13 protein-coding genes are annotated in these 20,443 nt (G+C 58.5%); 7 read left to right on the top strand and 6 right to left on the bottom strand.

The window, feature by feature from the left end:
- Positions 1–33: 33 nt before the first annotated feature.
- Positions 34–2,490: a dockerin type I domain-containing protein gene (locus NA78x_RS13050; protein WP_425618892.1), complete on the bottom strand. Its 2,457-nt coding sequence runs from the start codon at positions 2,488–2,490 to the stop codon at positions 34–36.
- Between the two features lie 277 nt (positions 2,491–2,767).
- Positions 2,768–4,072: a Gfo/Idh/MocA family protein gene (locus tag NA78x_RS13045; RefSeq protein WP_425618891.1), complete on the bottom strand. Its 1,305-nt coding sequence runs from the start codon at positions 4,070–4,072 to the stop codon at positions 2,768–2,770.
- Between the two features lie 1,765 nt (positions 4,073–5,837).
- Between NA78x_RS13045 and NA78x_RS13040 the strand changes: the two genes are divergently transcribed.
- The 3 genes from NA78x_RS13040 to NA78x_RS13030 all read left to right on the top strand — a co-directional run bounded on the left by NA78x_RS13040 (position 5,838) and on the right by NA78x_RS13030 (position 8,996).
- On the top strand, positions 5,838–7,844 hold the full coding sequence (locus NA78x_RS13040; protein WP_425618890.1) for a primary-amine oxidase: 2,007 nt from the start codon (positions 5,838–5,840) through the stop codon (positions 7,842–7,844).
- Between the two features lie 220 nt (positions 7,845–8,064).
- A complete protein-coding gene (locus NA78x_RS13035) occupies positions 8,065–8,700 on the top strand; it encodes a 3-keto-disaccharide hydrolase (RefSeq protein WP_425618889.1) in 636 nt (211 codons plus the stop codon).
- Between the two features lie 44 nt (positions 8,701–8,744).
- On the top strand, positions 8,745–8,996 hold the full coding sequence (locus tag NA78x_RS13030; protein ID WP_425618888.1) for a ribbon-helix-helix domain-containing protein: 252 nt from the start codon (positions 8,745–8,747) through the stop codon (positions 8,994–8,996).
- Positions 8,997–9,104: 108 nt separating this feature from the next.
- Here NA78x_RS13030 and NA78x_RS13025 read toward each other — a convergent pair whose 3' ends face one another.
- From NA78x_RS13025 to NA78x_RS13010, 4 genes are read right to left on the bottom strand one after another with little or no spacing between them, the layout of a single operon-like run.
- Positions 9,105–11,222: a PPC domain-containing protein gene (locus tag NA78x_RS13025; RefSeq protein ID WP_425618887.1), complete on the bottom strand. Its 2,118-nt coding sequence runs from the start codon at positions 11,220–11,222 to the stop codon at positions 9,105–9,107.
- Positions 11,209–12,222, bottom strand: coding sequence for an Rpn family recombination-promoting nuclease/putative transposase (locus NA78x_RS13020; RefSeq protein ID WP_425618886.1), 1,014 nt, complete (start codon positions 12,220–12,222; stop codon positions 11,209–11,211). Before NA78x_RS13020 ends, NA78x_RS13025 begins: the two co-directional genes overlap by 14 nt.
- Before the next feature lie 4 nt (positions 12,223–12,226).
- Complete coding sequence (locus tag NA78x_RS13015; RefSeq protein ID WP_425618885.1) at positions 12,227–13,549, bottom strand: DUF1501 domain-containing protein; 1,323 nt, start codon at positions 13,547–13,549, stop codon at positions 12,227–12,229.
- Between the two features lie 21 nt (positions 13,550–13,570).
- Complete coding sequence (locus NA78x_RS13010) at positions 13,571–15,745, bottom strand: DUF1549 and DUF1553 domain-containing protein (RefSeq protein ID WP_425618884.1); 2,175 nt, start codon at positions 15,743–15,745, stop codon at positions 13,571–13,573.
- A 249-nt stretch (positions 15,746–15,994) separates the two neighbouring features.
- Between NA78x_RS13010 and NA78x_RS13005 the strand changes: the two genes are divergently transcribed.
- From NA78x_RS13005 to NA78x_RS12990, 4 genes are all read left to right on the top strand, one after another.
- Entirely contained in the window at positions 15,995–17,050 is a 1,056-nt protein-coding gene (locus tag NA78x_RS13005) for a DUF1559 domain-containing protein (protein ID WP_425618883.1), read from the top strand.
- Positions 17,051–17,103: 53 nt separating this feature from the next.
- Positions 17,104–18,471 carry a hypothetical protein gene (locus NA78x_RS13000; RefSeq protein WP_425618882.1) on the top strand — a complete coding sequence of 456 codons (1,368 nt, stop codon included), beginning with the start codon at positions 17,104–17,106 and terminating at the stop codon, positions 18,469–18,471.
- 69 nt (positions 18,472–18,540) lie between these two features.
- Positions 18,541–18,924 carry a hypothetical protein gene (locus NA78x_RS12995; protein ID WP_425618881.1) on the top strand — a complete coding sequence of 128 codons (384 nt, stop codon included), beginning with the start codon at positions 18,541–18,543 and terminating at the stop codon, positions 18,922–18,924.
- Between the two features lie 15 nt (positions 18,925–18,939).
- Positions 18,940–20,277: a PQQ-binding-like beta-propeller repeat protein gene (locus NA78x_RS12990; protein ID WP_425618880.1), complete on the top strand. Its 1,338-nt coding sequence runs from the start codon at positions 18,940–18,942 to the stop codon at positions 20,275–20,277.
- Positions 20,278–20,443 lie beyond the last annotated feature (166 nt).

Below are 20,443 nucleotides of genomic sequence, written 5' to 3'. Positions count from 1 at the left end.
CGAAGTCACCGCTGACAAATGCTCGCCGGCGGTCTAGTTGCTCAGCCGAAAGTTCTTGATCCGCAGGAAGGTCAAGTAGTTCGAGTCGTGCGCCGACGGCGGAAGATTTCCCTGCGTGTCGCGGAATGCCGTGCGAATGACGACTGCCAGATCGTCGCCGGCAATTTGCCAATCGGCGTATTGGAAGCCGGTGGTTTCCACGTCGGCATGCTGCAGCACGATGCGATTCACTTGCCAGTCGCGCAAGTTGGTCGACGACACCAGCGCTAGTGTGTTACGAGTCCGTTGCACGGGTTCCAGCCCCGCGTAGGCTGGCGGAACCATGTTGGCGAGCGTCCAGTACTTGCCACTTACTTGGTCGTAGCGAATCGTGAACTTCTTCGAGCCACCAGGAAAGTCAATGAAGTCCTGCGTGGGGTTGAAGGTCGCGGTAGTTCCATCTGCCGAGATCCGCACCAGCGCCGCTTTCTCACTAAAGCTGGGTTGATGCACGCGCAGAATATTCACCACGCTGCCATCGGGCGCGATGACAATGTTCCCTTCCAGAAAGCCGCCGAAGTCGCGATTCAACCAGGTGCCTTGAGGAACGATCTTGTTGCTGCTCGTCCAACTACTGGCAAGTAGCAAGTCCGCACCAACCGACGCGGACATTACAAAGGGCTGATAGTTGAGGCCCCAAATTCCCGCGGCGACAAACTCCATCGCGCGCCACACTCGGCCATTGTGGGTCACCGTCGGCGTCGGTGCGGTGGAGTACGAACCATTGAGCAACAGACCCGTGGTGCTCTCCGTCGGTGACGTCCAGGTGACGCCGCCGTCGGTCGAGCGGCGAATCAGCACGCTCCCGATTTCCGATTTCGTCCCCATCAAGTACAGGCTGTCATCGACCAGAAACAGGTTCGAAAAGAACTGTCCGACGATGGTGCTGCGCAGTTGCCACGTCGCTCCCTGATCGCTCGAGACGAAGACCTTCACGGTATCTTCGGCCGACGATGGACCAAACAGATCGTGTGTGGCCACGTAATCGCCGTTAGGCAGAATCACGATGCTGGGCGAACCGATATATTGCCCGCTACTCGTAGCTTGAAAGTCGACCACCACCCCCGGTACTTGCGAGCCCGTCCAGGGAACCTGCGTGACGACAGTCGGATCACCGACCGGCTGAGTTTCGGGAGGCACGACCGACGGAGGTGCTTCGAGCGAAGTGTACCCAAACTGCAGGTCCATCCCGTTGCCAATGACCTTGGTACCACGTAGCAAGCGAAGTTCAACGGTGTAAACACCCGTCGTCAGTGCTGGCCCGCGCATCGCTGCCAGGGCTACGGAACCAAGCTCGAATTGGGCGCCGGCGACGTAGCTCGAGAGATCGCTCCACGCCCCTTGGTTCAAGCGACCTTGCAACTTGTCGGTAGCGGCAGCATTGAAGACGCGTCCCACCAACGTGGCGTTGGTGGTCAGCCGATCACCAACGATGTCCGTATCTTGCTTCAGGCCGGCAGTAACTGTTGGTGTCTTCAGCAGCACCGCATTGCTGACCAGGTTGTAGTCGGACCACTCGAACTTGCCGTCGCCGTTGACGTCGTGGAAAGGCTCCGCCGAACCGGCGACGCGGGCTCCCAGCGGCTTCGAGATTTTGCCGGCGAGACCTGCGTTCATCAGCAGCGTGACGTCGGCCTGGTTCACCAGCGAGTCGTTGTTCACGTCCAGCGATTGCCCCGGATTCTGCCAGGCGGGGAGTGTTGGCAGAGTCAGTGTGACGGGTGGCGGCGGATCAACCGGTGGCGGGTCCGCTGGCGGCGGGTCCGTTGGCGGCGGGTCCGTTGGCGGCGGGTCCGTTGGCGGCGGGTCCGTTGGCGGCGGGTCCGTTGGTGGTGGATCAACCTCGGGTGGTGAATCAACCGGAGGCACCGACGAGACAATCGGGCCTTCGTAAATAAACGCCAGATCCATCACGGTGCTGATGACCTTCGTTCCACGCAGCAGACGCAGTTCCAGGTTGTGAGTGCCGGCCGCGAGCGATGCCCCGCTCATGGTCAGGTAATCAGCGGTGGTCAGTTGAAATTGACTTGCCGAGACGCGCGCACTCAGATCGGCCCATGAGCCTTGATTGAGCCGGCCTTGCAGCTTGTCGGTGGCGGCAGCGCTAATGACTCGGCCGCCGATGATGGCGTCGGTCATCAGCTTGGCAGTGACGAGCGGCTTCTTTAGAACCACGACCGAGTAGGTGTCGTTGTAGTCGGCGAAGTCGAACTTGCCGTTGCCATTCACATCGAAGTAAGGCTCCGTCGAACCGGCCGCGCGCGTGCCGAGCGGCTTCGTTGCCTTGCCCGCGAGATACGCGTTGAACAGCAACTGGTAATCGGCCTGATTCACCAGTAGATCGTTGTTGGCATCCAAAGGCTGACCTGGGTTTTGCCAAGCGGCAGCCATGGCCAAGCGAGGCTCGAGTTGTTCGAGCCGGCAGGCGCGCGCCCCGTTATGGCGCTTCATTGCGCGGGAAGGAATCATTCAGAACCGTGTTTGCTACGCGGCCAGCGCCGTAGCACTTTCGGCGAGTGCGCACTAACCAGCGAGCATGGCAGGATATGCTCCACCCGAAGTGCGTAAGGGGACAGCTTACTTGCGGAACCTCCGTGAGCAAGTCTTTTAGCCGGGCAGGTTAGACCCAGGTCTTCAGAAAGTGCAACCTCGCAGCCCAACAAAAAGCGAGCTTGCTCCTGCAGGGAACAAGCTCGCCAATTCTAGTTTTCGATCGACCGGCTCAGTCTTACGAGAACTTCGTCGTACCAGGAATGGCGACGGTCGGAATCGGAGTATCGCCGAACTCCAGCTTCGGTGGAGTCAGGTCTTCCTTCGAGTTCATCGCCATTTCCCAGGTGATCTTCTCTCCGGTGTAGGTCGCCATGCGGCCCATGATGGCGAGCAGCGTGCTGTACGACATGTAGATGCCGTTGTTGATCGGCGTCCCCGAGCGAATAGCACCGAACAGTTCCACGTGCTCGACCTTATACATGCTGGGCTTCGGACCGCGATACTTCCACTTGGTGTCGCCGGCGACCACTTCGTGCTTGATGATCGAGGCCTTCCCCTTCGTACCCATCACAAAGTCTTCGGTCTCGTTAAAGCCGACGGGCATCTGCCGCGTGAAGGCGAAACACTTCACACCGTTTTCCCATTCGTACACGACGGCATGATGGTCGTAGATATTGCCCCACTTGGGTTCGGTGCGCACCTGGCGACCGCCGATGCCGTAGCAATACAACGGGGGCTTATCGCCCATCAACCACATCGCCTTATCCAGGCTATGAATGTGTTGCTCGGCATTGTGATCGCCCGAGAGCCAGGTGAAGTACAACCAGTTACGCATCTGGTATTCCATCTCGGTCCACTTTTCCTCCCGGCCGCGATGCCAAAGAGGACCAGCGAGATAGTTCTCGTGAATGGCGACGATGTCGCCGATCATGCCATCCTGAATCTGCTTCATCGTCTCGCGCACGCCGTAGTCGTAGCGCCAGCACAGACCTGAAACGAGATTGAGATTCTTCTGCTTGGCCATTTCGACCGACTCAAGCACGTGGCGCACGCCCGGAGCATCGACGGCGACTGGCTTCTCGCAAAAGATGTGCTTGCCCGCTTCCACGGCAGCTCGCAGGTGCGCTGGGCGAAAGCCCGGCGGCGAGCACAACAGCACGACATCGACGTCGCTGGCCATCACTTGCTTGTAAGCATCGATACCCACGAAGCAATTCTCGGGCTTCACATCAAGCTGTTCGCCGAGCGGGTTCTTCAGCGAGTTCTTGGCGGTTTCAATGCGGTCACCGAAGGCATCGGCGAGCACGGTGATCTTGGCATTCTTATCGGCGGCCATCGCATCGACGGCGGCACCGGTGCCGCGACCACCGCAGCCAATCAGGGCGACCTTCAGCGTGTCGCTGCCGGCAGCATGCAACGAGCGAGCTCCCGTGAGGGTTGTCGTGACCGAACCAGCAACGGCCAGGGCAGCAGAGGTTTTGAGAAAGTTGCGTCGACCTTCAGTTTCGGTCGATTCGCTGGGCAAGTTGGCTTGAGACATCGGGCGGGCATCTCCAAAAGAAAGACGGACAGAATTCCCGTGGGAGCGGAGCGGGCGTGGCGGTTCATTATCGCTAGTTCAAGCGCCACTGCAAGTTGCGGATTGGCGCAGGGTGGGGGGAGGACGGGGACGAGAGGCGAGGGACAGGATTCAGAGGGTCGGAGGTCGGAGGTCGGAAAATGTTCAAACTACGCATCATGTCTTCCTCTCTCGCCCCTCGCCCCTCGCCCCTCGCCCCTCGCCTCTCGCCTCTCGCCTCTCGCCCCTCGCACCCTCCTCTTTGTCGATTAATTCGAGCCGTTGTTGGACACCCCCCTTTTGCGAGCGCGATCACTACTTGCCTATGTCGCAACGAGTTGCAGCGAATGGGCTGATTCACAAAACAGCGAACTTGTCCAACTATCGCGGCCATTGTTCAACACCCCTCTTTTGCCTGCGCGTACTTGCCTCCGAGGTTAATCGGGCCATTGGCGACTGCTGAAATACCTTAGCGCATACCAAGTTCGCCCGCGCAACCGCGTGGGCGAACCCATTCACGCTTGGCATTTTCTGAGGTAACTCGAAGCGTGAGCGAGGAGAGCGCACGGGAGGCACGGACCGGAATCCTCTCGCAATTCGTTCGCCAGACTCTCGTGGCGAATCAGATCCGGGCGAAGCGAATGGCCTGACTACGATCACACTTCCGTGCGACGGGAAGCACTCTCCTCGCTGACGCTTCGGGTTTCCTGAAACGTGTCTGCACTGGGAGCGACGTGAAGTACTGGCATGAACGGATACGGTGAAGCCAGTACACAGCACTGGGCAGCCTGACTCGCGCCACGTTCTGATAACCATTTTTGATAACCTTTTCAGCCGTTTTTTCGCGATAACGATTTGCTCGCACCTCTCACCGGCATTCCACTTACGCCGAGACAATCGCAAATACTGACGACTGGGTGATAACCAGTTATTATCTTCCCCCATCTCCACTCCCTCTCCCCAGTTGCCAGACGCGTTGGCGAGGGGACACTCCAACTCAGGCTGCTTCGCCGTCGCCAACGGACGTTCCCATTCGCCTTCTCCACCACCAATCGGGTGCCGCCTGATCCACTTCGCGCACGCTCATCGACCGCACCGACTTCCTCGCCGGTCCCTTGATCCGCCGCGTCAAAAACCACGCAACCTGGAATCTGCGCTTCCCGTGATTCTTTGTCAAACAAGAAAAAAGTAGGGTGCCGCCAAGACTCGCCATCACCGTCCGCTACTTCACTCCACAACATCTTGACAATGTTTAACGTACATGGTCAGTTTCTATATATCAATTCGATCCCCATATCTTGTCGTAACTGTTTTCCGATCGTCGCTCATTGCGAATTAGTTATGGCGGTCTGTCGGCCGTTCGTGTGGACCGAGTCGCTTGGCACGGTACTGTTCAGGGGGATCAGCGAAGGAGTGGCAAAAATGGTTATCAAACGGTTATCAAGAAATCGAGTGATTACGGGCTGTGAGAGCACGAAAGTTGTTGGCAGGCAAGGGCTTGAACGCGGCTGGCGAAATCGAACAAACGAACGAAAAAGTTATCAAAATGGACTGCAACATTGTTCGCAAAGGGGCTGTTCAAGCGAGGTTAGTCGAGTGGGAGCATTTCCCTTAACGAATCCGCGCCGACTGGCAAGGTTGAGTCACTTCGAGCGAATGCCGATTGGCAAGCGCGCGGAAAGTCGCGAAACTCGGTGCTCACCTACCGGAAGGATCCCCTGTCCACTTCACGTATGAAGGTTGCTCGATGAAAACTGTCGCCTGGTTTGTATTCAGCTGCTTGATGTTGGCCCGTTTGGTAGATGCGGCCGAAGAGGCTCACCCGCTGTTGCCGCTGACCGACGCCGAGTTGAACCGGAGCGTCGAGTTGATCCGCGCGCAACATGGCAAGGAAGGAGAGTTGCTCTTTCCCATGCTCAGTTTGCTGGAACCGACGAAGCAGGAACTGCGGTCGTTTGCGGAAGGAAAGCTGGTGCCCCGGCGGGCGAGCGCCGTCGTGCTCGATCGTCAGCACCGGCGAAGCTATGAGGCGACCGTCGATCTTTCTGCCGGCCAAGTAACGACCTGGAAGATGGTGCCGGGTATTCAGCCCACGGTGCTGCTGGGCGAGTACGAAGTGGTGACCAACATCGTCCGGGCGGATCCGCAGTGGCAAGCGGCAATGAAGAAGCGCGGCATCGACAAGTTTGAGCAGGTCAATCTTGATGCCTGGGCTCCCGGTTATCTCTCGCTCCCGGGGCTCGAAACCGCCAGGCTGATGCGGGTGTTGTCGTTCTATCGGGGCGAAGGAACCAACGCGTATGGCCGGCCCGTCGAAGGGGTAATCGCGATTGTGAATCTGGATACAGGCAAGGTCCATCAGCTGATCGATACGGGCGTGGTGGCGGTTTCGAACGATCCGGGGACTGACATCTTTGCGAAGAACAACATCCAGCCCCGCGAGGCACCCAAGCCGCTGGTCGTTTCGCAGCCTGAGGGGGTCAGCTTTGAAGTGAACGGCAACGAGATTCGTTGGCAGAAGTGGCGGTTCCGCTATTCGCTACATCCGCGCGAAGGCCTGGTGCTGCATACGGTTGGTTACGAAGACAAGGGAAAGGTACGGCCGATTCTGCATCGCGCATCCGTCGCCGAAATGGTCGTGCCTTATGGCGATGCTTCGGCCACTTGGAACTGGCGGAGCGCCTTCGATCAGGGTGAATATGGGCTCGGCCGAACGTGCAATTCGCTGGTGCTGGGGCAAGATGTGCCCGCGAATGCCAAGTTGTTCGATACGACGTTCGTCGATGACCTCGGCAAGCCTTACGTAAAGCCAACCTCGGTAGGCGTGTACGAGCAGGATGGTGGCGTGCTCTGGAAGCACTATGACGAAACGTCGGGGCAAGTGGTGATTCGTCGCGCGCGGCAGTTGGTGATTGGCACCGTAACGACGGTGGGCAACTACGACTACGGGATCAATTGGATCTTTCATCAGGACGGCACACTGGAGGCCCGCGTCGACCTGACGGGCCTTTTGCTGGTGAAAGGTGTGGTCCCGCAAAAGTGTGAAAAGTGTGCAGCGGTCGAGCGCGGCGCGGCCGGCGAAGCGCAGGGAGATCAGCGTTACGGAACCCTCGTCGGCAAGAGCGTGGTCGCTGCCAATCATCAGCACATCTTCAGCTTTCGCTTGGATTTTGATGTCGACGGCGCGGCAAACAGCGTGGTCGAGACGAGCGTGAAGCCCGCGGGCGCTGGGCCCGATAATCCAGCCGCAAATGCGTTTATTCACCTCGAGACGCCGCTGCGCACCGAGCGCGAAGCGAGGCGGAATCTCAACTTGCAGGAACATCGCCGCTGGAAGATCTATAACCCCTCAGCGACCAATGAACTCGGCCACTTCTCGGGCTATTTGCTGGAACCGGGGGCCAACTGTGTCCCGAAACTGGGAGCGAACTCAATCGTGCGCAAGCGCGCCGGCTATATCGACCATCACCTGTGGGTGACTCAGCACAAAGAGAACGAACTGCACGCGGCAGGCGACTATCCGCGGCAACGAGCGGCCAGCGAAGGCTTGCCGCAGTGGAGCGGCGACGAATCGCTCGAGAAGCAAGACCTGGTGATATGGTACACAATGACCGTCACGCATGTACCGCGCGCCGAAGAGTGGCCCGTGATGTCGGCCGCGCACTCCGGCTTTTTGCTCGTCCCCTCGGGCTTCTTTGCACAGAACCCAGCGCTCGATGTGCCGGAGGCTGATGTGCCCGGTGAAAAGCAGTGAGTATAGTAGGCCCAACGTAAAGGAAACCCGAAGCGTCAGCGAGGAGAGCGCCGTTAACAGCAAAGCGTCGAGAAAATACGCAGTCGTTAGCAAGCACTCAGGTCTTGGAAATCCAGCGAACGAACCACCCTCAGTTCACGTCATGAACTCATCGATCGCTCTCCTCGCTGACGCTTCGGGTTACCTAAATGCGCAACAACTTCAATCAAGGAATCTACGAATGAAACTCACCTCTCCACTGGCTCTCGCTTTCGCGCTTTGCCTGGCTGTTGCCACTGTTGCTTCGGCCGAAGACGACAACTTGCTCACGGGCAAAGACCTTTCCAAAAACTGGACGACGACGGGCAACTGGGTGCTGGGCGAGGACGGAGTCGTCACGCTCAAGCCGCGCGAAGGTGAAAAGGGCTGGCAGCGGTACGATGCCTACCTGTGGCTCAAGGGAAGTGAGTACCAGGATTTTGAGATCGACTTTGAATACAAGGTGGAGAAAGGTGGCAACAGCGGGTTCTATTTTCATGTGGGGGACGTGAAGCAGCCTGTGAGCAGTGGCATCGAAGTGCAGATTTATGCTTCGCACGGCAAAGCCGCCGACGCCAAGCTGACCGATCACGACAGCGGCGGCATCATCCCCGGCTTGCCACCCACGAAGAACACTTCGAAGCCCGCCGGCGAGTGGAACCGCTTTGTCATCACCGCGAAGGGCGACACGCTAACTGTGGTTCTCAATGGCGAGACGGTCAACGAAGTCGATCTGACCAACGACAAGCTCAAGACTCGTCCCAAGACGGGCGCGATCGGCTTTCAAGATCACGGTCTGCCGCTGAGCCTGCGGAATATCAAGATTAAGAAGTTGTAGGACAATAGTGCTAGGAACACATCTATTACCCTCGGAAGGCGACCATGACTACTGAGATTCCCGCTGACATGGTGCCGTTCGTGCAACGGTTGGTGTCTGAAAGAAGATTTCTGAATGCCGAGGACGTGTTAGCGGAGGGACTGCGATTGTTGCAGGCCCGCGAAGCGCTGCGCGAAGAAGTCGGCAAGGGATTCGCTCAACTCGATGGCGGCCAGCGGGTGCCGGCCGCTGATGTTTACGCGCGTATGGAGGCGCGAATTCAACCGTTGGTCGGAGCAAGCGTTCCGGCAGAGTGAAGGTTTGACGCCGCTAGTGCATAAGCCAATGAACCCCCGCCGCAGGGGCGGGGGCGAGTAAGACAAATAGAAATGCCGGAACATCACGGAGCGCCGCTTGTTGCCGGCCTACTTGGTCGCCGCCGTCACCGTGATGGTGATGGGTCTTGCGGCGAGCGTGACGAGGGTGTTTTGCTTTCCCTTCTTGGCATCTTTTTCGAAAGGGACCTGAGCCTGACCGAGGAGGGTGATGGTGTACTCGCCGGGTTGCGTGTTGTTCTGCACGTCGAAGGTGACGGTCGCTTCGTTCGCACCGGCAGCGATTTGCGGAAGGTTCATTTTGATGGAGCCTGGTGGTGCAAACGACTGCAGGCTGAGTTGGCCGGTGAAGTCGGGCCAGAGGCGTTTGAGTTGCAGCTTGGCTTCACCCTTCTTGCCAGCTTCGATGGTGAGCTTGTTGCTTTCGAACTGCAGACCGAAGGGCGCGAGTTCGCGGACAGAGAGCATCAATTGCCGTGTCGGTCGGCTGGAGGCTGGATTGTCCTGCCACACGCGCGAGTATGGGCGAACCTCACGAGTGATGGTTTCGTCACCGCGCCGGCCGGTGGCGATCAGCTTGATGGGGCCATCGAAGTTCGCGGCGTTCTCATCGGCCCAAACGACGAACGAACCGTGGTTGTTGGAATTGATGACGGCGGGTTCGCTATGCACTCCAGTGGGCAGACCTTCGGCGGTGATGGTGATTGGTCCCTTGTAGCCATCGCGTTGGTGAATGATCAGATCGATGTGAATGGCCGAGCCCGCGCGAAGCGTGGTGCCGCCGGGACCGGGATTTTGCGAGTGAATGGCCGCGACATGACAATCAGGGATTGGCTTGCGAAGTGACAGGACGTATTGATAGCGTGGGCCGCCACGGCGGTAGCGATCTTGCACGAGCAGGCGATACTTCTGCTTGGCGGTGAGATTGACCATGCCCGAGGGATCTCGCAGGTGGCCATCGAAGGCGTCAACGCGATGGCCGAAGTCGTCGAACTCCTGAAAGCGGTTTCCCTTCTCGTCGACGAAGACCACGTACGGATCGGCCTGGCCGCCGATCCGTTCGCAGTAAACATCGAGTGCATACGGGCCGGTCTCATCGACGCTGAACTCGTACCAGTCAGCATCACGAGGCTGATCGAACTTGCCGCTGATGACCGCGGGCAGCGAAATCGCTTGGGGCGACTCGAGCGTTTCATTGGGCTCCTGCTCGATGCTCACCGCCGAATCGACGAGCACCACGGGGACCGCGTTGAGCGATGCTCCGCCCAGATCGGGCCGGACCTGAAAGCCATCGAGCGTGCAGGTAGCGGCAGTGGGTGCCACCGAGTGAGCCGTGGGATGTTCGAAGAAGCGGTACATACCAATGGCCGCGTCGCTAGGCGGAGTGAGCGAGAACTTGGCTTCGCTTTTGCCAGACAGGTTGCGTCCCCATGCGGTGAGTTCAGCCGTTTGTCCCGTTTGGATCGCCCGGGGAAAGACGTTTTCCACATACGGACGGTTGCTGACGATCAGACGGTAGGGGAGACCGCCGCGATAGGACAGATCGTGCACGACAACAAAATAGTCGCCATCCGCGAGTGCTTGAAAATCGATAAAAGGATCACGGCCAAAGTAGTCGCCACTGCTGGCAAGTTGACGGCCGTCGCTACTGAGGATTTGCATCACGGCATCGAGTTGCACATCGAGGCGAGCCGCCTGGCAATCGATGGTAATCCTCTCGCCCGACTTGAGTGCCATGCGAAAGACATCACGGTCGTTGCCGTCGCTCTGACCATTGAGGGCCGAGTTCACCGACAACTGCTGAGCCGTCGCAGGATCGTTGTTTGGCTCAGTTTCAGCCTGATCGGCCAGACCACGCGACACGGCGAATAAGCGCGGACTGCTGACGCCCCACTTGGTTGTGACCCGAGCATCGTAGGTACCTTCGGGCACATCGGCGGCAATCGTCACAGCAAACTTGCGATCTTTATTGAGGTCTTTTCCTTCGACAGGCTTGGCGACAATTCCCAGATGATCGAACACCAGCGATTGCAGGTCGTCGATCTCACTTCCCGAGACTTGCACTTCCACACTGCTGCCCGCTGCAGCGCCCAGCGGCGCGACGCGGTCCAGGCGTGGCGAAGGGAGTTCGGCGCGAGCCGCAGACGAAGAAAGCGTGACTAGCAAAGCTGCAAGTACGCAACGAATGATATTGCTAGTTGCGGGCATTTCGCTCTGTCCATTCTGTCTTCATTTTCGTCGCGCGCTCTTGAAGTTCTTCGACGGTGAGTTCGCTTAAGACTTGAACTGACGAAACGGTCCATCCGAGCAGTTCTTCGAAAACCCTGATGCGTTCGATGATTGCACCAGTAGTCATTCCTCGCTGGAGGCCTTGCTCGATGCCCTGCTCGATGCCCTGCTCGATGCCCTGCTCGATGCCCTGCTCGATGCCTTGCTCTAGTCCCTTTTCGCGACCTTCCTTCAAACCTCGCTCCAGGGCTTGCTGCATTCCTGTTTCCATCATCCGCCGTTTCGTATTCTCATCGAGCTGAAATTTCAGCCTTGCCTCGTACAGTTCGTGTTCGGCTCGGTTTTGCTGAATCATGGTTAAAACCTCCATGGCTCGGTGAAACACCGGCTGGTCGAGTGGCTGCGGCAACTTGGCTCCGTCAAAGCCGGCTGCATGCTTCAGAAAGTACATCCAACATTCCAGGTCGCTGGAGATCGCTATTTCTCCGGATCGGAACTTCTCTAATTCTAGCGTATGTAGCTCGATCCGATCGGTAAATGGAAAGCTGGAGTTTTCTTCGAGCAAGCGAAACTTGGAGTGTGCCTGTGTTGACTGAGGAAACATCGGTAAGGAGCTAACGCAGACGGAGATCGTCGGGCGAAGTTCGCTGTAGTCGTCGCCGGCAAACAGTTGGTCTTGAAACAAGCGAGCCCAATAGTACAGAATCCGCTCGGGCAAAAAGTACGCGGGCACCAGTTGCATCTCGATGTTGAACAAGCGTCCCGATCCATCGCGGGCCTTAATATCCAAGATCGAAAGCTTGTCGTCTTCCGACTCCTGCGGCTGAAACGGATTCAGGATTTCCGCATGTTGGATCAAGTGCTGCGGCAATGGGTCAAGCACCGCATTCAAGAACGAGACCAACAAATCGGTGGTGTTCTCCGATCCAAGGAGCTTCTTAAAAGCGTAGTCGACTTTGGGATCGATCCCGGGAACCATACGCCTACACCAATTCAGCGATGGGTTTGCCTTCGTTCAAAATCGGCATGGGCCGGCGAGCGTGATCGAAGAAGGCCTGCTTGTAGTCGATGCCCAGGCAGTGATACATGGTCGCAAGCACGCACCCCGGTGTGTAGGGCTTCTCGGTGGGATACTCGGCCTTGTCGTTCGTCGCCCCAATAACTTGCCCCATCTGCAAGCCGCCGCCGGAGAAGACCACACTCATGGCACCGGGCCAGTGATCGCGACCTGCACCCGGATTGATCCGCGGCGTGCGGCCAAACTCGCCATAGCTGATGACGAGCACGTCCTTATCCAGTCCGCGGTCGTGAATGTCTTGCACCAGCGTGGTAAGCGCTCGGTCGTACTTGGGCAACAGATTGTTCTTCAGTTGGTTGAAGTTATCGCCGTGAGTATCCCAGCCCCCGCCAGTTTGAACCGTGACAAACGTCACGCCGCTTTCGACTAATCGGCGGGCGAGTAAGCAAGACTGGCCCAGATCGTGGCGGCCGTATTTCTCTCGCAACTTGGGATCTTCATCCTTCAAGTTGAAGGCCTTTTGGGCCTTATCGCTGGTCACCATCTCCATGGCATCGCGATAGAACTTGTCGATGCCGACCATGTCTCCCTTGGTGTCGATATCGCGGCGAACCTGATCGATCTGAGAAAGCAAGTTGCGACGCCGGTCCAATCGTTCCGGAGTCACGCGACCAGGTAACTTCAAATTGCGAACTTGAAAGCCATCTTGATTGGGATCGGAGTCGGGCGTGAACGGATTGCACTCGGCACCCAAGTACGCAGCTTTGCTGAAGGGAGTGCGATTCGGCAGCGTCACGTATGCGGGCAAGCCCGGTTCATTCGGCCCCTTCACCTTGGCCACGACCGAACCCGTTGCCGGGAAAATGTTGTCGTTCACTTCGATCGTCGGTTGCCAGCCGGTGAGCATCCACTGGCTGCCCATGCCGTGACCCGCGTTGGTGTGATAGGCCGAGCGCACGACCGACATCTGATGCATGTGCGTCGTGTGCATGGGCAGATGCTCGCCCACGTCGAGTCCCGCGACGTTCGTTTTGATCGGGCGGAACTCCCCACGAATCTCGGCGGGAGCATCCGGCTTGAGATCGTACATGTCGATGTGACTAGGACCGCCTGCCAGATAGAGCAGGATCACGGCTTTCTTCTTGGCCGACTTTTCACCAGCTTGCGATTGATAGCGCAGCAGATCAGCGAGTGAGAGTCCACCGAGCGTTAACGCGCCGACCTTGAGGAAGTCGCGGCGAGCAACCTGATCGCAATTCCTAAACGATTCGCCGTGAATGGTGAGCATGGAGAGACCTTGGCAGGTTGTTTAGCGGTTGAACATGAACTCGCGGGTATTCAGCACGGCCCACAGAATGTCTTCAAGAGCCTGCTGCTGTTTATCGGCGGGAATGGATTCGACAAAGGTGTGCGTCTTGGTCAGTTCGTCGGCATTTGGAAAGCGACCGAGAGCGCCGAGATAAAGTTCATCGATGATCTCTTTCGCCGGCCGTTTTTCCTTCAGCAGGCGCGCGATCTTTCCTTCGCCGCTGGCGATTTTGTTTTCCAGGTCGTCACTGTTGGCGAGCAGCAAAACCTGAGCGAGCGTAGCCCCGGTGGCCCGTTCGCACTCGCAGCTGCTGACACGGCGAGGGCGATCGAAAGTATCGAGAAAATAGGAGCCAAAGCCTTCGTGGGGCAAATCGACAGCGCGGCTGGCGGCCGACATGTTGCTGTATTTCGTTCGGCTGCCAGTGGCCTGGTCGACGGCGTCGGCAAAGACCTCGGCGATAACGCGGCGAGCGTAGTAGCGGGCATAGTTCTGCTTATCGTGCAGGTTGTGCTCGGTGGGCTCGCTGGAAAGTTGATACACGCGGCTGCTGACCATCGTGCGGATCATGTGCTTCATGTCGAACTTGTGATCGACAAAATCCTTGGCCAGCGCGTTCAGCAATTCAGGGTTCGAAGGAGGATTCGATTCGCGCAGGTCGTCGACTTCGTGAACAATGCCGCGGCCGAAGAAGTGTCCCCAGAAACGATTGACGAGCACCTTCGAAAAGAAGGGATTCTCGGGCTTGGCCATCCAATCGACCAGCGCGTGCCGAGGATCTTCCTCAGGAGTGAACTTGGCATAAGCACCGTCGAGGTATTTTGGCTCGGGCGCTTTATTCGTGAGGGGATTCTTCTCACCGGTGCTTACCTGAGCCGAGGCAAAATACGGCGGCGGCTCACCGAAGCTCTTGCGACCAAGCCGAGTGAAGAAGCCGGAGAGACCGTAGTAATCTTCCTGTCCCCAGCGCTCGTAGGGGTGATGATGACAGCGGGCACATTGCAGCCGCAGACCAAGGAAAACCTGAGCCGTATCGGCAGTAACTGTGTGCAATTGATCGTCGCGGCTTTGCCAGTACCAATTAATCGCTGGCGAGTCTTGCCATTCGCCCGCAGCGGCCACGATGCCGCGCACGAATTCATCGTAAGGCTTGTTCTGAGCGAGATTGTCTTTGATCCAACTATGAAACGCATAGGCCGCGCGATCGGCGCCAGCCAGATTGCTGTTCCGCAGGATGGCGCTCCAGCGAGTGGCGAAATAGGCCGGGTAATCGGGTGAGTCGATCAGCTTGTCGATCAGTTTTTGCCGCTTGTTGACCTCTTGATCGGCGAGGAACTCGCGAGCTTCGGCCGTCGTCGGCAAGCGACCACACAGGTCAATCGTCAAGCGGCGAAGGAACGTGGCGTCGTCGCAGACCGGCGAAGGCAACAGACCAAGCTTCTTCCACTTTTCGGCGACGAGGCGGTCGATGTAGTTGTTGGGTGTCCAGCCTGGAATCTCGCTGAGTGCTTCGCCATGCGGACGAATCGCATAGAAGACGGCAACCTGCCCCATGTAGCGAGCCATGATGGCCGCTTCGCCGCGCTGATCGTTAACTCGCACCAGACCTTCTTCGTTGACGGCTGCGATCACGTCCAGGTTGCTGTCGAACGAAGCTTGCCGGGTAATATCGCGGCGGTCGCCGTTTGAATAGGTCGCAAGCACTTTGAGTTGCTGCGTTTGATCGGCCTGGAAGACAACTTGCGTCGGTTCGATCTGCAGTTTGACGACGGTCGGTGCATCGGGCGACGAAGCTGGTGCGCCAGAGCCAATCCATTGCTTCAAAGTCTCGTAGCCTTCGCTTCCCTTCTCGAGTCGCTGACCGCCACCGTGAGGTACTTCCCCCGTGGCCTTCATCAGCAGCAAGCTTTGCTCGGGAGCCGTTGGGCTGATTCGCCGGCCGCGGGCATGGCGCACGATGGCTTCGTAGTCGAACTTGTTATCGAAACCAAACAGCGAGAGCCGGAAACCGTTCTGCCCGCTGGCTTTGCCGTGGCAACCTCCGGAATTGCAGCCATGCCGCGAAAGGACCGGCTGGACCTCGTTCTGAAAATCGATGTCTGTCGTGCGCTCGGCGGCTGTGGCCATGTGGCTCACAGCAATCAGCAGACAAAACGCGATCAGAGTGCTGCGCATGAAGAAGACCATCGAGCAGGCGGGGGAGAGATGCGGCGGGGACGTAATCGATTCGCAGCTAAGTAGTTAGGGAAGCGACCACGTAGTTCCATGCTATCAGATGGCTCGGCGCCTCACAATGTTTCAGCCTAAACCGGGCAAACTGCCAAAAAATCGCCCCAGCCATATTGCAATTCAATTGCAAATAGCTAAAACACCCAAGAGCATTACATGCACACGAGTTGCATATACTACCGAAGGGTGAATGAAATGAATCGATCCAGACGCGGATTCACGCTGGTTGAGTTGTTGGTGGTGATTGCCATCATTGGAGTCTTGGTGGCCCTGTTGCTGCCGGCGGTGCAATCGGCGCGCGAGGCAGCGCGGCGGATGCAGTGCCAGAACCATCTCAAACAGCTGGCGCTGGCGGCGCACAACTACGAGAGCACCTACCTGACGTTTCCGATGTGTACGGGCTCGACGGGCTACTCGCCGCAGGCCCGGTTGCTGCCGTTTATCGAGCAGACGAACCTGTTCGCACAACTCGATTTCTCGGTGCCAACGTACACCGGTGCAGGGGGCAGCCAGGTGCCGAACCCGCTGTACTTGGCGGTTTTCGACAAGGTCGTGCCGACGTTTCTTTGCCCCAGCGATCCCGCGCCGCGAGTCTACACTGCCACCCTCGGCAGTCCGCCGCAGGCGTATCGCTTTGCGGGGAACAACTACATGCTGAGCACGGGGAGTGGAACGGGCACGAACTACGACGATCGCCACCGCACGGATGGGGTGGTGTTTTCCAATTCCGCGATTCGCTTTGCCGATATCACCGACGGAACCTCCAACTCGGTCTTTGCGGCGGAAGCGATCCGCGGCGATGGACTCGATATCGCGTTGCCCGCGGGAACAATGCCAAGTTTTCCTTACCGCAAAACACTCGGCTCCAGCGGAACTTCTCCCGGTTCAGGTCCGGGCTACACCGGCAGTGGTGGAGGTTGGCCCGGTGGGATCATCGCCAATCCCGATTTGAATCCCATCGCAGCGGCAGGAACCAATTGGCGCGGCGGACAAGCGGGCACGGGGCGCGGCGTCTCTTGGCTCCGCGGTCTCACGCAGAACGTGCTCATCAATGGCTACAGTTCGCCCAATAGCCGCGTGCCCGATATCACCATCCACGGTACCGGCTTCTTTGCTCCCCGCAGCTTTCATCCGGGGGGCGCGAACGTCGCGCTCGCCGATGGCAGTGTGCGCATGCTGACCGACTCGATCGATCGGCAGGTGCAGCACGCCTTTTTCTCGGTGAATGGCGGCGAAGTCATTTCGCCCTGAGCGACGTGCTCTCTTAATTACGGCTTCGTGCTTGCTCATTCCAGGAATTCACGATGAAACTTGCTTCACTGCTCATTCTGCTATTGGGCCTTATCTGCGTAACGGGTGACACTCTTGCAGCCGACACCGAGCGCGTGGTGCTCACGCGGGTCTTCTTTCAAGACGACAATGCCAGAACGCTGCGCTGGGCTGATCTGTATGCCGGTTCGCCGCCGACGCTAGGCCCGGTGCAAGATGTGGCGGGCTTTCCCAAGCTGGATGCAGAGACTCAAACGCTCGTCCAAATGGGAGCCGCGCGGGGGATGTTGCTGGTTGGTGTGCGCGACTCGGACGAGGGGAAAACGCAGAGTGGCTGGGTGCTGATCGAGGGCGGAGTCGGCAGCGAAGATCACGGCGGGCATGCTCACTCGACTTACCACGGCCAGCCGCGCATTAGGGCGATGAAGCTCGACGACAAGCAGGGGAACCCCGCGCACTTGTATGTCTACGACGAGATCTTCTATCTGGCAAACGACAAGCTGGCGGGCTACACGCGGATCGATCCCGCCACCATCAAGCCAGGCGACAACAGCGCGGCAATCGTTGCCAAAACGCAGTTCATTCCCGGCGGCGGCGGCCACATCACACTCGCTGCGCTCCAAAAAACCGTTGGCTATTCGAGCTGGATCGACCGCAGCGGCGAGAATGAGGGACGCGTCGATGTCACGCCGTTTGCCACACGAAAGATTGCTTATTCGCTGAAGCTGCCGAGCGGTGGCATTCATGGCGCGACAGCCAACAGCGGCAAGGTCTTTTTTGCCCCCAGCGATGGCATCTGCTGGATTCAGGGTGATGCGAACGGCTCGCAGTCGGCCGCGTCCGTGAAAGTAAATCACCTCTCGCTCGGCAAAAATGCCGCGGACAAACCTGTACGAACGGGAGCGTTCAGCAACTTTGGCAAGCATGTGATGTTTGTCACCGGCAGTGGTGCCGAAGCTGCGTTGCAAGTACTCGATGCGACTAGCAACGAGCCGAAGCCTGTCAAAATCTCGCTGCAACTCGAAGAAAACGCCAAGCCGGTCGGACCCATCGCGGGTATGACCACCGGCAAGTGGCCGATGGCGCTCGTGTTTCATGATCCAGCGGACGCGAGCGACGCCGAGCACCACTTGTCGCTGATCGATCTCGATCCCAACACTGACGGTGTCTTTACCGATGCCAAGGTTGCGAAAGTGCTCAAGGTCGGGAAGAGCAAAGTGGATGGTCACGCCGGGCATCACGATGCCGCCTTCGTCGGCGATCTACGGCACGCGGTCTTCACCAATCCGGGCGACGGCACGCTGAGTCTGCTGCGAGTTCGCCGGCAAGAAATTGCCGCGGAGTTCAAGGTCGGTGGTTCACCTTCGAAGATCGAAGTCATCGGCAGCTCGTCGGGACACTAACCGATTTCGATGTCTGGCATCCCGATTTCCGCCCTCCACGTCAACACTTCAAACCCTGCCGAAGTGCCCATGCTGCGCTCCCTTCATTATCTTCTGGCGATTGCCTTACTCGCCTTGGCCGGTTGCTCGCCCGAGCGTGGCGTGGTGGGCGGAACGAAAGGGACGCTACGCAGCGCAAGTGGCGGGCTGAGCGATGTACAAATCAGCGTGTATCGAACGGGCGATTTTCAGCAGGTGGGCTTCGCAGTGACGAAGGCCGATGGAGCGTTCGAATTGTTGCTGCCCGGCGCAACGGGGCCGCTCCATCTGCCCGCTGGCGAATACGCATTTACCCTGGAATCGGTCAGTCCCGCTCCTATCCACTTGCCGCGTGAGACTAGCGATCCGCAGCGCACGCCGCTGCGCAAGACCTGGTCTACCAACGAGCAAACACTGGAACTTGCAATTCCCTAACCTGAAAGGCTTCTCATGATCGTCCGATATCCTGCTACCTTGCTCTTCACCCTCGCCCTCATTGGTCAGCTTGGTCCGGCCGTTCAGGGTGCCGATACTTGGCCGGGTTTTCGCGGCCACGGAGACAGCCACTCCACCGCGATGAGTCTGCCTGCCACCTGGGAACAACGTGGTCGCGGCAACGGCAATTGGAACATCCGCCTGCCGGGCTATGGTCAGGCGAGTCCGGTTGTCTGGAAAGATCGAATCTTCGTCAGTGCCGTGTCGGGGGATGAAAAAGAGCATCTGCACTTGCTGGCGATCTCGCTCGCCGATGGCAAGACACTGTGGCAGCAAGATTACGCGGGCACTCAGCGGGTGAAAGACAGCGATGCCGTCAGCCGGGGAGCTCCGACGCCCGTGGTGGATGCGGAACGGGTCTACTTTTTATTCGAGAGCGGCGATGTTTTCGCCCTCACGCACGCCGGCAAACTGCTGTGGCAACGGTCGTTTGTCAAAGACTATGGCGAGATCAAAGGGCCGCATGGATTTTCCAGTTCCCCCGTGCTGGCCGACAACAAGTTGATTGTTCAGGTCACGCATGGAGGTCCGTCCTACATTCTGGCGCTCGATTGCCGTTCGGGCGAGAACTGCTGGAAGGTCGACCATCCCTCGCAAACGGGCTGGAGCACGCCGGCCGTCATCGTGCGCGATGGCAAGACGCAAGTTGTCGTTTCTACCAGCGGAAGCGTGCGGGCCTTGGATGCGCGGGACGGAGCGGAACTGTGGCTCATGAATGAGGTGCAGGGAAACAGCACGGCGTCGCCGACGATTGCGGGTGACCTGGTTGTCATTGGCGCTTCGGCCGAAGCGGGCGGCGGCGGCAGACGAACTGGGGGCGCGAGTGCCGGCGGCTCGGAGGCCGCGGCACCAGCGCGGCCTGCCCCGAATCCTGCGCTGGCCGGGAGCATCGCGATTCGTTTGGGTGGTACCGGCGATGTCTCGGTGAGTCACTTGGCTTGGCGGTCGAGCAAAGCCAGCGCCGGCTACGCTTCACCGCTGGTACACGAGGGGCGAGTCTACTTCGTCAATCGCGTCGGAGTGGCGCAATGTGTCGCCCTGGCCGATGGCAGTATCCAATGGAGCGAGCGTTTGCCGGCCGCCTGTTGGGCGTCGCCCATTGCCAGCGATGGACGCGTGTTTTTCTTTTGCAAGGAAGGAAGCGTGGCCGTCTATCAGGCAGCAGACACGGCCCAACTCCTTGGTGAGAACTCAATCTCGACCACGGATGTCGTCTATGGCGTAGCCGCCGTCGATCGAAGCTGGCTGGTTCGAACTGGACGCGGGCTGATTTGCATCCACAACGACCAATGACCGAATTGCCACTGGCAGGCTGCCATATGCTGTCAGCGTCGGCGATTATTTATAACAATCTATTTGACTTATGCGCACCAACTCGCGACAATGTCCTTCTCTATGGATTTGTCATTTTGGTGCTTCGTCAGTACGAGCCTAGCAAGGGTGACGACAATGAGACCGC

The sequence above is a fragment of the Anatilimnocola aquadivae genome, from assembly GCF_049819085.1.
Lineage (GTDB): Bacteria > Planctomycetota > Planctomycetia > Pirellulales > Pirellulaceae > Anatilimnocola.
The sequence above is the reverse complement of the archived record's forward strand: the minus strand, read 5'-3'. Positions and strand labels throughout refer to the sequence as shown.

What these genes read in the sequence shown, in the direction of transcription:
- NA78x_RS13050 (WP_425618892.1), bottom strand. Translation starts at nt 2,490, where the DNA reads ATGAAGCGCCATAACGGGGCGCGCGCCTGCCGGCTCGAACAACTCGAG.
- NA78x_RS13045 (WP_425618891.1), bottom strand. Translation starts at nt 4,072, where the DNA reads ATGTCTCAAGCCAACTTGCCCAGCGAATCGACCGAAACTGAAGGTCGA.
- NA78x_RS13040 (WP_425618890.1), top strand. Translation starts at nt 5,838, where the DNA reads ATGAAAACTGTCGCCTGGTTTGTATTCAGCTGCTTGATGTTGGCCCGT.
- NA78x_RS13035 (WP_425618889.1), top strand. Translation starts at nt 8,065, where the DNA reads ATGAAACTCACCTCTCCACTGGCTCTCGCTTTCGCGCTTTGCCTGGCT.
- NA78x_RS13030 (WP_425618888.1), top strand. Translation starts at nt 8,745, where the DNA reads ATGACTACTGAGATTCCCGCTGACATGGTGCCGTTCGTGCAACGGTTG.
- NA78x_RS13025 (WP_425618887.1), bottom strand. Translation starts at nt 11,222, where the DNA reads ATGCCCGCAACTAGCAATATCATTCGTTGCGTACTTGCAGCTTTGCTA.
- NA78x_RS13020 (WP_425618886.1), bottom strand. Translation starts at nt 12,222, where the DNA reads ATGGTTCCCGGGATCGATCCCAAAGTCGACTACGCTTTTAAGAAGCTC.
- NA78x_RS13015 (WP_425618885.1), bottom strand. Translation starts at nt 13,549, where the DNA reads ATGCTCACCATTCACGGCGAATCGTTTAGGAATTGCGATCAGGTTGCT.
- NA78x_RS13010 (WP_425618884.1), bottom strand. Translation starts at nt 15,745, where the DNA reads ATGCGCAGCACTCTGATCGCGTTTTGTCTGCTGATTGCTGTGAGCCAC.
- NA78x_RS13005 (WP_425618883.1), top strand. Translation starts at nt 15,995, where the DNA reads ATGAATCGATCCAGACGCGGATTCACGCTGGTTGAGTTGTTGGTGGTG.
- NA78x_RS13000 (WP_425618882.1), top strand. Translation starts at nt 17,104, where the DNA reads ATGAAACTTGCTTCACTGCTCATTCTGCTATTGGGCCTTATCTGCGTA.
- NA78x_RS12995 (WP_425618881.1), top strand. Translation starts at nt 18,541, where the DNA reads ATGCTGCGCTCCCTTCATTATCTTCTGGCGATTGCCTTACTCGCCTTG.
- NA78x_RS12990 (WP_425618880.1), top strand. Translation starts at nt 18,940, where the DNA reads ATGATCGTCCGATATCCTGCTACCTTGCTCTTCACCCTCGCCCTCATT.